This window comes from Streptomyces sp. NPDC050085 (genome assembly GCF_044460595.1).
Lineage (GTDB): Bacteria > Actinomycetota > Actinomycetes > Streptomycetales > Streptomycetaceae > Streptomyces.
Map to the genome: position 1 here is coordinate 61,853 of NZ_JBITJZ010000010.1, position 14,086 is coordinate 75,938.

The 14,086-nt window shown below is 71.2% G+C and carries 14 protein-coding genes; 12 read left to right on the forward strand and 2 right to left on the reverse strand.

All coding sequences use genetic code 11. The features are described from left to right. Positions 1-4: 4 nt before the first annotated feature. Positions 5-196, reverse strand: a complete 192-nt coding sequence (locus tag ACIBUY_RS30915; protein ID WP_365566812.1) for a hypothetical protein — start codon at positions 194-196, stop codon at positions 5-7. Positions 197-376: 180 nt separating this feature from the next. Between ACIBUY_RS30915 and ACIBUY_RS30920 the strand changes: the two genes are divergently transcribed. The 7 genes from ACIBUY_RS30920 (at position 377) to ACIBUY_RS30950 (ending at position 8,116) form a co-directional block, all read left to right on the forward strand. Further along, complete coding sequence (locus ACIBUY_RS30920; protein WP_399154354.1) at positions 377-1,303, forward strand: winged helix-turn-helix domain-containing protein; 927 nt, start codon at positions 377-379, stop codon at positions 1,301-1,303. Between the two features lie 32 nt (positions 1,304-1,335). Then, entirely contained in the window at positions 1,336-2,052 is a 717-nt protein-coding gene (locus ACIBUY_RS30925; RefSeq protein ID WP_365566810.1) for an HAD family hydrolase, read from the forward strand. Between the two features lie 99 nt (positions 2,053-2,151). Beyond that, the gene (locus tag ACIBUY_RS30930) at positions 2,152-3,030 is read left to right on the forward strand and encodes a GntR family transcriptional regulator (RefSeq protein ID WP_365566809.1); all 879 of its coding nucleotides are present in this window, start codon (positions 2,152-2,154) and stop codon (positions 3,028-3,030) included. A 97-nt stretch (positions 3,031-3,127) separates the two neighbouring features. Next, positions 3,128-4,261 (forward strand): aminoglycoside phosphotransferase family protein, encoded by a 1,134-nt coding sequence (locus tag ACIBUY_RS30935; RefSeq protein ID WP_365566808.1) that lies wholly within the window; start codon positions 3,128-3,130, stop codon positions 4,259-4,261. A gap of 48 nt (positions 4,262-4,309) precedes the next feature. Next, positions 4,310-5,407, forward strand: coding sequence for a phosphotransferase (locus tag ACIBUY_RS30940; RefSeq protein ID WP_365566807.1), 1,098 nt, complete (start codon positions 4,310-4,312; stop codon positions 5,405-5,407). After that, on the forward strand, positions 5,404-6,024 hold the full coding sequence (locus ACIBUY_RS30945; protein WP_365566806.1) for a TetR/AcrR family transcriptional regulator: 621 nt from the start codon (positions 5,404-5,406) through the stop codon (positions 6,022-6,024). The genes ACIBUY_RS30940 and ACIBUY_RS30945 overlap by 4 nt, the downstream gene beginning before the upstream one ends. Before the next feature lie 55 nt (positions 6,025-6,079). After that, positions 6,080-8,116, forward strand: coding sequence for a HelD family protein (locus ACIBUY_RS30950; protein WP_399154355.1), 2,037 nt, complete (start codon positions 6,080-6,082; stop codon positions 8,114-8,116). 208 nt (positions 8,117-8,324) lie between these two features. Here ACIBUY_RS30950 and ACIBUY_RS30955 read toward each other — a convergent pair whose 3' ends face one another. Then, the gene (locus tag ACIBUY_RS30955; protein WP_365566804.1) at positions 8,325-8,816 is read right to left on the reverse strand and encodes a MarR family winged helix-turn-helix transcriptional regulator; all 492 of its coding nucleotides are present in this window, start codon (positions 8,814-8,816) and stop codon (positions 8,325-8,327) included. 189 nt (positions 8,817-9,005) lie between these two features. Here ACIBUY_RS30955 and ACIBUY_RS30960 point away from each other — a divergent pair, with 189 nt between their 5' ends. From ACIBUY_RS30960 to ACIBUY_RS30980, 5 genes are all read left to right on the forward strand, one after another. Beyond that, on the forward strand, positions 9,006-10,394 hold the full coding sequence (locus ACIBUY_RS30960; RefSeq protein ID WP_399154424.1) for an MFS transporter: 1,389 nt from the start codon (positions 9,006-9,008) through the stop codon (positions 10,392-10,394). 53 nt (positions 10,395-10,447) lie between these two features. Further along, on the forward strand, positions 10,448-10,897 hold the full coding sequence (locus ACIBUY_RS30965) for a TIGR03618 family F420-dependent PPOX class oxidoreductase (protein WP_399154356.1): 450 nt from the start codon (positions 10,448-10,450) through the stop codon (positions 10,895-10,897). 42 nt (positions 10,898-10,939) lie between these two features. Then, the gene (locus tag ACIBUY_RS30970) at positions 10,940-11,533 is read left to right on the forward strand and encodes a GNAT family N-acetyltransferase (protein ID WP_399154357.1); all 594 of its coding nucleotides are present in this window, start codon (positions 10,940-10,942) and stop codon (positions 11,531-11,533) included. A gap of 112 nt (positions 11,534-11,645) precedes the next feature. Beyond that, a complete protein-coding gene (locus tag ACIBUY_RS30975) occupies positions 11,646-12,575 on the forward strand; it encodes a GDSL-type esterase/lipase family protein (RefSeq protein WP_399154358.1) in 930 nt (309 codons plus the stop codon). 146 nt (positions 12,576-12,721) lie between these two features. Next, complete coding sequence (locus ACIBUY_RS30980) at positions 12,722-14,038, forward strand: phosphatase PAP2 family protein (protein ID WP_399154359.1); 1,317 nt, start codon at positions 12,722-12,724, stop codon at positions 14,036-14,038. Positions 14,039-14,086 lie beyond the last annotated feature (48 nt).

Sequence of the window (14,086 nt, forward strand, 5' to 3'; positions counted from 1 at the left end):
GTTCCTAGTGGAGCGCGGGGCCGGCCACCATGATCGCGAGCAGAACGCCGCCGATGGAGCTGCACGTGGCGTTCCTGGCCTTGACGCCGATGGTCAGCAGGAGCAGGCCTGCGATACCGGCCGGCCCGTAGTGCCACTGGACGAGCTGCTCGAAGGTGATCACGAACACCGCGGAGAGGAGGCTCAGGACGGCCATGACTTTTCCTCCTTCATCAGCTACGGCATCGGTGGTGCTGGTCAGTTGGTCGACACGCTCGCCAGCTGCTACCAGCTAGAGCCAACTTGGTGACCAACTCTCCTAAGGTTGTCCCCACTTGGTCGCCGGAATAAAACAAGTCGCCAACAACTCCCGCCAAATCACAGGAAGTTGTAGCGTTTGGTTGTGACCCAGGAGAGCGTGGCAGACATGGCGGACATGGCAGACGCGACACTGAACGGCGACAGAAAGCTCTCTCACCAGGAGATCGCCGACGAGCTTCGGGAGCGCATCAAGGCAGGCCGGCTCAAGGCGGGCGACCGGCTGCCCACCCAGGCCGTGCTCGCCGAGGAGTTCGGCGTCGAGCGCGGCACGGTCCGCCAGGCCCTCCAACTCCTCCAGTCCGACGGCCTGTTGAACAACATCAGCAAGGGCAGCCCGCCCCGGATCGCCCCCGCCACCGCCGTCGGCGACGAGCCGCAGCCCACCATGGTCGCCCTCGCCCCACGCCTGGTCGAGGCGTTCGCCGCGCCCAAGGTCCGCATCGACGCGGTCTGCATGACCTCCGAGACCCTGATGCTGGCCCTCGGCGAACCGCTGCGCCTCATCCACGAGGGGCGGATGCGCCCCGAGTCCATCGACGTGCGCATCCTGCTGCCCAGCCGCGACATCGAGCTCGCGTTCCCGGTGGCGGTGCCCGACGCCACCGACGGGCCCGACCGCGGTGACGACGAGGCGGTCCACCGGCGCTGGCTCGAGACCCGCAACGCCCAGGGCCAGGTCCTGCGCCACAACCTGCGCTCCCTGCGCTCCTCCCACGGCATCGACGTCCAAGTGACCTTCCGCGCCCTGCCGTTCACCCCGCCGGTCAAGCTCTACCTGCTCAACGACGCCGAGGCGCTGCTCTCCTACTACATGGTCACGCGCCGCGAGGAGGAGATCGACAGCGGCACCAAGCTGGAGATGTACGCCGCCACGGGCGCCCAGGCCCTCCTCTTCTCCTTCGAGAAGCGCGCGGGCCACCGCGACCGGGCGTTCGTGGAGGAGTCGCAGAAGTGGTTCACCGCCCTCTGGGAAACCATCACGTCCGACCTGACACTCTCCTAGTGACTTCTGATGCGGCGAAGCAGACTGGTGGGGTGGCTGATGAGACGGGTGCCGAGGGGGAGTTGAGGTCTCTGGTCCGCGGTGCGCGCTACGTGCTCTGGGACTTCGACGGGCCGATCTGCCGCCTGTTCGCGGGCTGGCCGGCGCCCGAGATAGCGCTGCGCCTCGCACGGTGGCTGGAGACGCAGGGGTTGCACGGGGTGCTGACGGAGGAGGAGCTGCGCCGCCTCGACCCGCACGGAGTGGTGGCCCGCCTCGGTCTTGAGCAGCCGGGCAGTGACCTCGTACTGGAGATGGAGAAACGTCTCACCGAGCAGGAGCTGCAGGCGGTTCCCAGGGCCTGGCCCACGCCGTGGGCGGACCCGCTCATCCGGACCTGGTGGGCGATGGGCGTACGCCTCGCCGTCACGACCAACAACTCGCCGCAGGCGGTGCGCAGTTATCTGGACGGCCGCTCGCTCACCGGATGCTTCGAGCCGCACATCTACGGCCGTACGCAGAACATGACGCTGCTCAAGCCCGACCCGTACTGCGTCAACCGGGCCCTGAACGCGATGGGGGCGGCTCCCGGCGCCGCCCTGATGATCGGCGACACCCCCACGGACCTCGCGGCGGCGACGGCGGCCGGGGTCTCGTTCCTGGGGTACGCGCGCAACGAGGAGAAGCGGAACATGCTGCTCGCGGCCGGTGCGCGCCATGTCGTGGGTAGCCTGGCCCCTCTTCTGGGCATGCTGCGGGAGCGGGGTTGACCTGCCGGTTCCCTTTCCTCTGCGGGAAGTAGGGAGAAGTTGGCAGCCAACTGACGTAGGGTTGAGGAAACTTGGCACGGCGGGAGGGGTGCAGTCGCGATGGACGACAACAACGGCCCCGCTCCCAGGGCCACGCCCGAATCGATGGCCGACGTCCTGCGGCAGCGGATCCGGTCCGGAGCGCTCAAGCCGGGGGAGAGACTGCCCACCCAGGCCGTGCTCGCCGAGGAGTTCGGGGTGGAGCGCGGAGTCGTGCGCAATGCCCTGCAACGGCTGCATTCCGAGGGCCTGTTGAGCAATGTGAAAAAGGGCAGCCCGCCGAGGGTGGCCGCGCACGTGCCGGCCCTGCCGCAGGCCTCGCAGTCGGCCCGCAGCATTCTCGGCCCGCGCCTCGCCTCGGCCTTCCGGCAGGAAGATGTGCGCCTCGACGTGCAGAGCCTGACGGCGGAGACGCTGGTGCTGTCGCTCGGGCAGACGCTGAGCGAGATCTACGCGGAGCACCTCCGCCCCCGGTCGGTGCACGTGCGGGTGATGCTGCCGCGTGCTGACCAGCGCCTCGACTACCCGTCCCCGGAGAAGGGGTGGGGCCATGACGACGAGCTCGACCAGGCGATCGATGCCCGTAACCGGTGGCAGGGCCGTTCGTACCGCACGATCCTGCAGCGGACGCTGGGCGAGCTGGGCAAGGAGGCGGGCATAGGGATGCGCGTCGAGTTCCGCAGCCTGCGCGGCACCCCGACGCGGAAGGTCTATCTGCTGAACCGGCAGGAGGCCCTGATCGGCTACTACATCCCGGGGCGGTTCGAGCGGGTGGTCGATGGCTACCCGGATCCGGTTCCGCTGCGCGACGTGGAGGGCACGGACGTCGGGATGCACATCCTGGAGGCGTCCGGCGGCGGTCTGGCCAAGGCGATGGTCGCGGACGAGCAGTTGATGTTCGACCGAGTCTGGGAACATGTCGCCCAGCCTCTGGACTGAAGCGTCTCTGGACTGAACGGGACCGGCAGCAACTCTCTAGTGTCCATATAGTGGTACGCGACGAGACGGACCCCTTCAGGGACTACTCTGTGCGCTCATGTCGTCACCTTTGCGCCACAGAGCGCATCAGGCGCTGATCCGCAGGCTGGCGGAGACTCGGCGGCGTGCCCCGAACGGCGAGGTGGTGACGGGGCATCACAACACCAATGTGATCCTGCCGTTGGGGATTCCGCTGGCCCTGCTGCTCGGGGTCGGCGTCAAGGTCTTCGGCGTCCGCGGCAAGTTCCGCACCCCCGTGGAGACGGTGGAGGTGGTGCCGCGCCTGTGGCGCCGTGAATCCGAGGTGCTGCGGGCGGTGAGCCGCTCCCTCAGCCAGGTCCCGCGGTGCCTCGCAGAATTCGAAGAATGGTCTCTGCACACGTATCTGGCGGGCGAGCCGCTGTCGACGGCCGCGCCGTCCGCGCCCGTGGGGGAGGAGCGGCTCAGAGCCCTCGCGGAGTTCTTCGCACGCCTGGCGTCCGTGCCGATCGAGGGGCTGCCGGAACTGCCCGAGACGTACTGGCCCGAGCACGGCAGGAGCCGCCAATTCCTGTCCTGGCTCGCCGAGTTCGCCGACGACAAGGTGCACCGCGTCAACGAGGGGCGCTTCGGCGACCTGTTCCGCGCGGTGGGCGTGCCGGACGACGCCATCCCCGCCTTCATGGGCCGGGTGCCCGCCGGCCTGACGGACCGCCCCTACGCGGTGCTGCACACCGACGTCCACCGCGGCAACGTGGTGGTCGCCAAGGCGCCCGGCGGACGCGAGCAGTTGTGCGTCATCGACTGGGAACTGGCCTGCTACGGCGACCCGTTGCACGATCTGGCCACCCATCTGGTGCGGATGAACTACGACGACGCCGAGCGCCGGTCGATGACGGACTTCTGGGCCGAGGCCATGTGCGCCGCGGGCCACGAGAAGATGACGCGCGGCCTCGACACCGACCTGTGCCACTACCTGGATTTCGAGTACGTGCAGTCGATCTTTCCCGACGTGATGCGCGCGGCGCTGTCGCTCGGTGAGGAGCCGACGGACGCGGACTTCTCGGTGGCCGCGGGCCGGGTGTACCGGGCGATGGAGCGGGCGTGGAAGCCGCTGTGCCTCGACGGGGACGGCCCGGACCAGGCGGTGGCGCTGAAGGCGCTGTACGTCTGGCACGAGCAGGACGCGGGCCACCCGGCCCGCCTGCGGTGACCGCGGGCCCGTTGCGGCGGCCCGGCGTGACGATGATGCTGAACTCTCATGCGGGGCATCTCGAACGGCAGGACGAGTGCGGCGTGGCGGTCGGCGGTGGAACTGAGCGGTGACGCCGCGGTGGTGGAGGGGCCGCTGACCGGGGCGCACCACGAGACGTACGTCTTTCCGCTGCACACGGGCCACGGCGGTGCGCGCCCGGTCCGCTGGAAGTGCCGGGAGGCCCGGGTGGGCCTGGTCCGGTTCGACCGCCGGTGCTTCGCGTCGGAGGCGGACGTGGTGCGTGCGGTGAGCCCGCGGGTGCGCCGCGTCCCGGAGTTCATCGAGATCGGTGGGGCGGGTCTGCAGCGGTTCATCGAGGGCGAGACGCTGGCCCGGCTGCGGCCGCCGGGAGATCTGGTGCCCGGCGCGCTGGTGGGCCAGATCGTGGACGTGTTCCGTGAGTTGGCGTCGATCCAGGACCGCGGGGTGCGCATCGCGCGCGGGCACGGCACGGCGGAGCGGGCGGCCGACGGCGACACGGCGGCGGCGCTCGACGGCCTGATCTCCTTCGTCGAGGAGAGCGTCTACGAGGCCCACGCCGGGACCTTCGGCGGACTCTTCGGCGCGCTCGGTGTCGACGAGGGCGCGTTCCGGCGGCTGCGGCGCTTCGTCTCGGGGCTGAGCGAGCGGCCCTTCTGCCTGGTCCACGGTGATCTCCACCGGGAGAACCTGATCGTCGACGCGAGCGGTGAACTCTGGGTCATCGACTGGGAGTTGGCGATGTTCGGCGACCCGTTGTACGACCTGGCGACCCATCTGCACCTGATGCGCTACCCGGCGGCGCAGGCGCGCCAGGTGACCGGCCTGTGGCGCGCGGCCGTGGAGGAGGTCAGGCCGGGCGGTTCGGCGGCCCTGGCCACGGACCTGCCGCTGCTGCTCGGCTTCAAGCGGGCGCAGTCGGTGTTCACGGACGTCATCAGGGGCGGGCTCGGCCTGGGTGCGCAGGGCGCGCCCGACACGGCCCGGCTGTGGCGGACGGCGGCCGGGCTCCACGGGGTCCTCGCGCGCGGCGCGGTGCCGCTCGGTCTGGCGGACGTTCCGTCGGTGCGGGGCGTCGCCGCCGCGCTCGCGGACTGGTGCCGCGGCTACCCTGCACAACCATGACCACCCCCACCCCGACCCCCGGCCTGCGCGAACGAAAGAAGCAGCGGACCCGGCAGACCCTGTCCGACACGGCCGTCCGGCTCTTCCTCGAGAAGGGGTACGACCAGGTGTCCGTCGCGGAGGTGGCCGCGGCCGCGGAGGTGTCCAAGCCGACGCTGTTCCGGTACTTCGCGGCGAAGGAGGACCTGGTCCTGTACCGGTTCGCCGACCACGAGGACGAGGCGGCGCGGGTCGTGGCGGAGCGGCCCGAGGGGGAGTCCGCGCTCACCGCGCTGCGGCGGAGCTTCGTCGAGGGGCTCCAGCGGCGCGACCCGGTGACCGGACTGTGCGACGTGCCCGGGGTGCTCGCGTATCTGCGGCTGTTGTACGGGACGCCGGCGCTGGTGGCGCGGATGTACGGGTACCAGGAGCGCTCGGAGCGGGCGCTCGCCGACGCGCTCGGCGGGCCCGCGGTCGCGGCGCGGCTCGCGGCAGGGCAGATCGTGGCGGTGCAGCGGATCCTGGCGATGGAGAACGTGCGGCGGATCATGGCCGGGGAGTCCGCCGACGCGATCGAGGCGGACGCGGTGCGCGCGGCCGAGCTGGGGTTCCGGCAGCTGGCGCAGGGGCTCACGTAAGAGAGATTCGGTAAAAGATTTAACCCGGTAACGTTATCTCGGTTACCGTGGAGCCATGAGCGCTCCCACTCGTGACCTCACCCTCGACACCGAACGCCACTTCCACGACCTCTGCCGCGCCACCCTCACCGCCATGATCGAAGGCGCCGACGAACAGGTCGTCATCGGTGAGAACGCCTCCGCGTCCGGCGCCGACGCCGAAGTGCTCGGCTACGAACTGCGCAGCAAGGCAAAGGAGTTGAAGGAGCTGCCGAAGGCGCCGCTGTTCTTCGGGCGGCTCGACTTCGGCGCCTCGGGCGAGCACGCCGGGCAGAGCTATCACGTAGGGCGCCTGCGCGTCACCGAGCACCCGGCCGCGCCGCCCCTCGTCGTGGACTGGCGGGCGCCGGTGTCCCGGGCGTTCTACCAGGCCGGTGCGGGCGATCCACAGGGTGTGGACGTGCGGCGGCGGTTCGGCTGGGCGCCCGGGAGCCTCGGTGACTCGGCGGATCTGACCAGCCTGGAGGACGAGCACCTGGCCGAGGGCGACGACGGGGCGGGCAGCCGGATCCTCGCCGGGGAGATCGAGCGGCCCCGGGTCGGCCCCATGCGGGACATCGCCGCCACCATCCAGCCCGAGCAGGACGACCTGGTGCGCGCGGGTCTCGCCTCGTCGCTGTGCGTGCAGGGCGCGCCCGGCACCGGCAAGACGGCGGTGGGGCTGCACCGGGCCGCGTATCTGCTCTATACGTTCCCGCAGCGCATCCAGCGGGGCGGACTCCTCGTCCTCGGTCCGAACCGGACCTTCCTCTCCTACATCTCCGCGGTGCTGCCCGCGCTCGGCGAGAGCGGGGTGCGCCAGTCCACCGTCGAGGAACTCGTCGCGCACGGTGAGGCGCGTGCCGAGAGCGCCGAGGACGCAGTGGCCGCGGCCGCCGTCAAGCACGACCCCCGGATGGCGACCGTGCTGCGGCGCGCACTGTACGCACGGGTCTCGCCGGATGCGGCGGTCGAATCCGTCGGGGTGCGGGACGGCTCGGTCACCTGGCGGGTGCCGCTCGGGGAGCTGCGGCGGATCGTCGAGACCGTACGCGAGGAGGAGCCGCCGTACGCCGTCGGGCGCGAGCGGGTCCGCAGCCGGGCCGTGCGCCACATCCAGGCGCAGGCCGAGCGGCGGGGCGTGACCGCGACCGCGTCCTGGTTGCAGAGGATCGGGCGGGCGCGGGCGATGAGTGCGTACGTGGACGCGGTGTGGCCCCGGGTCCGGCCGGAGGAGGTGCTGTACGAACTCCTGGCGGGGGGAGGGGAGTTGGCGGCCGCGGCGGAGGGTGTGCTGGACGAGGGCGAGCAGCAGGCGCTGGTGTGGGAGCGGCCCGCGCGGTCGTTCAAGTCGGCCAAGTGGTCCGCCGCGGACCTCGTACTGCTCGACGAGATCTCCGGGCTGCTCGAACACCCCGAGGGATACGGGCACATCGTCGTCGACGAGGCCCAGGACCTGTCACCGATGCAGGCCCGCGTCATCGCACGACGCGCGGCCTTCGGCTCGCTGACCGTGCTCGGCGATCTGGCCCAGGGCACGACGCCCTGGGCCGCGCGGAACTGGGGCGAACTGCTCGGACACCTGGGCAAGCCCGATGCGCGGACGGTGCCCCTGACCACCGGGTTCCGGGTCCCGGCCGCGGTCGTGGCGCTCGCCAACCGGGTCCTGGAGCGGATCGACGTCGACGTGCCCGCGGCGCGGTCGCTGCGCGGCGACGGGGAGTTGAGGGTGACCCCGGTCGACGAGGTGGCGGCGGGGGTGGTCGCCGCGGTGCGGCGGGCGTTGGCGTTCGAGGGGTCGGTCGGGGTGATCGCGGCCGAGCGGGACGTGGTGGGGGTGCGGGACGCGCTGGTCCTGGCGGGTGTGGAGGTGGCCGGGGCCGATCAACTCGGGGCGCGGGTCACCGTGTTGGCCGCCGGGACGGCGAAGGGCCTGGAGTACGACCACGTCGTCGCGGTCGAACCGGCGGCCATCGTGGAGGCGGAGGCGCGGGGGCTCGAGCGGCTGTACGTGGTGCTGACCCGGGCGGTGTCGCGGCTCGACGTGGTGCATTGCAGGGCCTTGCCGTTCTGACGCCGGCTTCCGCGCCGTGGCTCCGCCGGTTCGACGCCGGGTGCGGCCCGGTGGGGCTTCTCGCGCAGTTCCCCGCGCACCTGAGATGCCTGCGGCATCTCAGGGAAGGCTGCGCGCAGCGCATGCCTTCAGGGGCGCGGGGAACTGCGCGACCAGCCACGACGGCGCCGCAGCCGCGAACGGACCAGCGCAGTTACGGCGAACGGCGTCACCCCCGCTGCCGAGCCCTCCGCGCCGTCGCCGGGCTCGGCGAAGGCGTCCCCAGATGACCCTCCGCCAGATGCTGCATCAGCCGCAGAAAGACCTCCCGCTCCCCCGGAGGGAACGCCGCGAGGGCCTCCTCATGGACCCCGTCGACGATCTCCTGGCTCCGCGAAGCGACCCGCGCCCCCTCCTCCGTCACCGCGATGATCCGCGCCCGGCGATCCGTGCTGGACGGGCGCCGCTCGGCCAGACCCGCCTTCTCGAGCGCGTCGACGGTCACCACCATCGTCGTCTTGTCCATGTCGCCGATCTCGGCCAGCTGGTTCTGCGTGCGCTCCTGCTCCATGGCGTGCACGAGGACGCAGTGCATGCGCGCCGTCAGGCCGATCTCGGCGAGCGCCGCTGCCATCTGCGTACGCAGCACGTGGCTGGTGTGGTCCAGGAGGTAGGAGAGGTCGGGCCTGGTCCGGGTGGGGGCGGGCGTCATGGCGGTCATGGCGTCCAGGGTAGTCCAGAGGTGGTTCCGAGAAAAATAGTCTGCAACGAAACTATCTGCTACGGTCGTGTTGTCGTCGCCACCCGGTGGGGGTGGTGGCCCGACTCGAAGGACCGCGCCGTGTCCGCCACATCCCGCTTGACGTCCAACCGCTGGCTGGCCCTCGGGGTCATCGCCACCGGAACCCTGATGATCATCCTCGACGGATCCATCGTTACTGTGGCCATGCCGGCCATGCAGCGGGACCTCAACTTCACGCCGACCGGCCTGAGTTGGGTCGTCAACGCCTATCTCATCGCCTTCGGCAGCCTGCTGCTGCTCGCCGGGCGGCTCGGCGATCTGCTGGGGCGCAAGCGGTTGTTCCTCGCGGGGACGGCCGTGTTCACCGCGGCCTCGCTGCTCGCGGGGCTCGCCACGAGCCCGGCCGTGCTGCTCGCCGCCCGGTTCCTGCAGGGCGTGGGAAGCGCGATGGCCGCCGCCGTCGGGCTCGGCATCCTCGTCACCCTGTTCACCGAGCCGCGCGAACGGGCCCGTGCCATAGGGGTGTTCAGCTTCACTGGCGCCGCCGGCGCCTCCATCGGGCAGGTGCTCGGCGGCGTACTGACCGACGCGCTCGACTGGCACTGGATCTTCTTCATCAACCTGCCCATCGGTGCCGCCGTCCTCGCCCTCGCCGTGCCCGCGCTCCCCGCCGACCGGGGTCTCGGGCTGCGTGCCGGTGCCGACGCGTGGGGTGCGCTGCTCATCACCGGAGGGCTGATGCTGGCCATCTACGGCGTCGTCAACATCGATGCGTACGGGGCGGGTTCGTGGCGGGCGAGCGGCCTGATCGTGGCTGGGCTCGTCCTCGTCGGCGCCTTCGTGGTGCGGCAGGCCCGGGCGCGTACGCCGCTCATGCCGCTGCGCATCCTGCGCTCGCGCAGCGTCGTCGGCGCCAACGTCACCCAAGTCCTCACCCTCGCCGCGATGTTCGCCTTCCAGGTGCTTGCCGCGCTCTACATGCAGCAGGTCCTTCGCTACAGCGCCCTTGAGACCGGCCTCGCGATGCTGCCCGCCGCCGTCATGATCGGGGCGGTGTCCCTCGGGGTCTCGGCCCGCCTGGCCGCGCGCTTCGGCGAGCGGCGCGTCCTCCTCGCCGGTCTCGTGCTTCTCGCGGGCGCCCTCGGTTATCTGGCGCGGGTGCCCGTGCAGGGCGCGTACGTTCCCGACCTGCTGCCCGTGATGCTGCTGATCTCCGGCGGCGGCCTGGTCCTGCCCGCGCTGGCCGGGCTCGGGATGTCCGCCGCGAGCGAGGAGGACGCGGGGCTCGCCTCCGGCCTCTTCAACACCACGCAGCAGATCGGCATGGCCCTCGGCGTCGCCGTCCTGTCGACGCTCGCGGCCACCCGCACCGACTCCCTTGTCGCGGACGGGAGTTCACGGGAAGCCGCTCTCACCGGCGGCTACCGCCTCGCGTTCACCGTCGGGGCCGGCCTGATCGCCGCGGCCTTCGTGGTCGCACTCCTCGTCCTGCGCCGCCCGACGCCCGAGCCCACCTCGCAGGCCCGGACGGCCGACGAGCACGTGACCGCCGCCTGACCCCTTCCCGTACGTACGCCTGCACATCCGAGTATCCGAGCAGAGGAGATCCCATGTCCGGTCCCGCCCCCCGCTCCCTCACCGAGTCCGAGCTCCAACTGATCCTGGAGGAAGGCACGTTCGGAACGCTCGCGAGCGTTCGCGCCACTGGACATCCGCACCTGGCCACCGTCCTGTACCGGTGGAGTCCCGACGAACGCACGCTACGGATCTCCACGACCGAAGGGCGTCTCAAGCCGGGCCACTTCCGTGCCGATCCGCATGCGGCGCTGCACGTCAGGCGGGACGACTTCGCCTTCGCCGTCGCCGAGGGGGAGGCGGAGGTGAGCGCGCCGAGCGCCGAGCCGGGAGATGCGGTCGGGCGTGAACTGCTCGCCATGGCAGGGGAGTTCGTGCCCGAAGGCGGAGAGGAGGCCTTTCTCGCGGAGATGGTCGACGAGCGGCGCGTCGTCATCCGGATCAAGGTGGCGCGGCTGTACGGAACCGCGCTCGACGTCACGTAATTCGCTCGACCGGGCCGGGGCGCGGTCCCTACGGTGCCGCGCATGAGCTCTCCCAGCGTGCACCTGCGTCCCGCCCGGCCCGACGACGCGGAGGCGGTGGCGCGGCTGCACGCCGACAGCTGGCGGCGGCACTATCGGGGGGCGTACGCCGACGCGTTCCTCGACGGGGACGTCGTCGCCGACCGGCGGAGCGTGTGGGCGGAGCGGCTCGGCTCGGTCCCGGCGCACGGAGTGACTCTCCTCGCGGAGGCGGTAGCGGAGGCGGTAGCGGAGGCAGAGGGTGGCTCGGGGCTCGTGGGGTTCGTGCACGTCGTGCTCGACGACGACGGGCACTGGGGGAGTCTCGTCGACAACCTTCACGTCACGAACGACATGAAGGGGACGGGAGTCGGACGCACGCTCCTGACGCGGGCCGCCGAGATCGTGCGGGAGCGGGCGTCGGGGCCCGCCCTGTACCTGTGGGTGCAGGAGCAGAACACGGCCGCGCGGGGCTTCTACCGCGCGATGGGCGGCCGGGACGTCGAGGTCCTGCCGATCGCGCCGCCGGGCGGGGTGCCCGAGTGGCTGAACGGGTCGCCGCGGAAGCTGCGGATCGCGTGGGACGACGCCGGGGCGGTGGGGACGCGGGCCCGTTGACCCGGGCGGCTCCTTGTTAGGTTTGTCGGACTCATACCCTGTGTGCTCTCTGTGTCCGAGTTCTCTCTGTGTCCGAGCCGTATCAAGGAAGGCCGCAAAGTCCGCCGTGCCCGTGTCCCGTCCCCACGCCCTCTTCTCCTTCGGCACCCTGCTCGACGAGCAGGTCCAGAAGACCCTCTTCGGCGGCCCCGTCCCCAGCGCCTTCGCGGCCCTCGCCGGTCACACCACCCGGCCGATCGTGATCACGGACCCGGAGGTGATCGCCACCAGCGGGCTCGACGTCCACCTCACCCTGGAGCGGCGGCTCGGCGCCGAGGTCGAGGGGGCCGTACTGCGTCTGACGGACGAGGACCTCGCCGCCGCCGACGCCTATGAGGTCGACGACTACGTACGGCGCCGGGTGCGTCTGTCCTCGGGGGAGCAGGCCTGGGCGTACCTGGACGCGCGGCCCCTGCGGCCGGCCGCGCGCATCGTGGTCGTCGGCGACAGCATCGCGTACGGGCGCTGCGACCCGGCCGGCGGCTGGACCGGACGCCTGGCCGCCGCCCACATCGCCGCGGACGAGGCCGACCACCGCTTCTTCAATCTGGCCGTCCCCGGCGCCACCCTCGCCGACGTCGCCGAGCAGACCCCGGCCCTGCTGGCCGCCCGCCGCCCGGACACCCTCGTGGTCGCCGCGGGGATCAACGACTCGGCGCTCGGTGCACGTCCGGCGGACCTCGCGGCCCGGCTCGACGCGCTTGCCGCCACGGCCCTCGCCCATGACGCGCGCCTGGTCGTCGTCGGCCCGCTCTGGCTCGACGAGACGCGGACCGAGGACGCCGAGGACACTGGAGGCCTCCGCTTCACCCGCGTACAGGCCCTGGAAGTGCGCGAGGCGTACCGCGCGTGGTGCGCGGCGCACCACGTCGACCTGCTGGATCTGTGGGCACCGCTCGAGGGCCGCGCCGACCTGTTCGCCGACGGCCTGCACCCGACAGCCGAGGGGCACGAGGAGATCCACCGGTATGTGGTGGCTCTCAGCAAGTGCACAACTCATTGACATGATCGAACGTGCCGGAAAACGATGCTATCGGCACCGACGGTCATCTGCTCCACTAACAACTAACAAATCGGCCAAGGCAATTGATACCTAGACAATCGCGAATATCTCCGGACGCAACCTCGGACGCCGACGCGGCGGACGTGGTGACGGGCAGGCGTGTCTCCACGCGGGCGAAGCTGTGGATCGCGGCGGGCGCCGTGGGCCTCGTCTTCCTCGTCGCCCTGGAGATCGCCGCACGTCACTACGGGCTGCCGGGGCCGATGGCCAACCAGGCGAAGGAAGTGATCTTCGCCCCCAAGTCGGGACCACTGCTCTACGCCAGCATGGCGCTGATGATGGTCGTGCTCACCTGGCGTGAGCGCTTCATCGCCCTCGGCGTCGCGGTCGGCATCGACGTCGTCTTCTTCCTCGTGCGCTGGGCGGTCGGCGCCCAGATGATGTTCGGCAACGGCGCGCTGTGGGTGATGATCGGCTGCGCCGTCATCGCCGTCACCCGCCGCACCGGCAACGAACGCCTCCTGCTGCTCAAGGGCGTCGGCCTCGGCCTGCTCCTGGTCGCCGGGCGCAAGACGGGCGACACCTGGCTGCTCATCACGTCGAAGACCCGGCCGATGGTCCTCGACCAGTACGTGGCCACCGCCGACCGCGCACTCGGCGACCCGTCCTGGCTGATGGGCCGGGCCGTCGACGCCTCCGGCACGATCGGCAGCCACCTGCTCGACTGGGTCTACGTCCAGCTGCCCGTGGCCGCCGTCGCCGTCACCGTCTACCAGCTGCGCAACGTCGCGTCCCTGCGCCGCTTCCCGAGCCACCACCTCGTCCGCACCTTCCTGGTCATCGGACTGCTCGGCCCCGGCATCTACATGCTCTTCCCGGTGGTCGGACCGGTCTTCGCGTACGGCCACGGCGCCTTCGGCACCGGCAGCGCGCGCTGGGCCCTGGCCGACATCTGGCCGCACACGCTGCCGACGCTCAGCCCGCCCCAGTGGATGCAGTACGACACGCACACGCCCCGCAACTGCATGCCGAGCCTGCACACCGCCTGGGCCACCGCGATCTTCATCCACTCGCGCAAGGGGCCGCGCGCCCTGCGGTACGCCGGTACGTTCTGGCTGATCGCGACGCTCTGCGCGACCCTCGGCTTCGGCTACCACTACGGCACGGACATCATCGCCGGTGTGGTCTTCACCCTCACGATCGAGGCGGGCCTGCGCGCGCTCGAGCGCGGCTGGGACTGGTCGGGGACGCGGCTCGTCGTCCACGGCGCGGTGGTGTTCACCGGGCTCCTGGTGTCGTACCGCTATCTGCCGATGGAGATGGCCCGGCTTCCGTGGCTGTACGGACCGCTGATGCTCCTGGCGACGGGCTCGGTGATCTACGCCTACATGCGCACCGTCGAGCGCTGGGCCCCCAAGGCCGTCCCCGCGCAACAGCCGGCGCCCCAGCCCGAACTGGTCTGAGTGGGGAGGCGCCATTGGCACCCGCCGGTGCGCGCCGACCCGGCACAC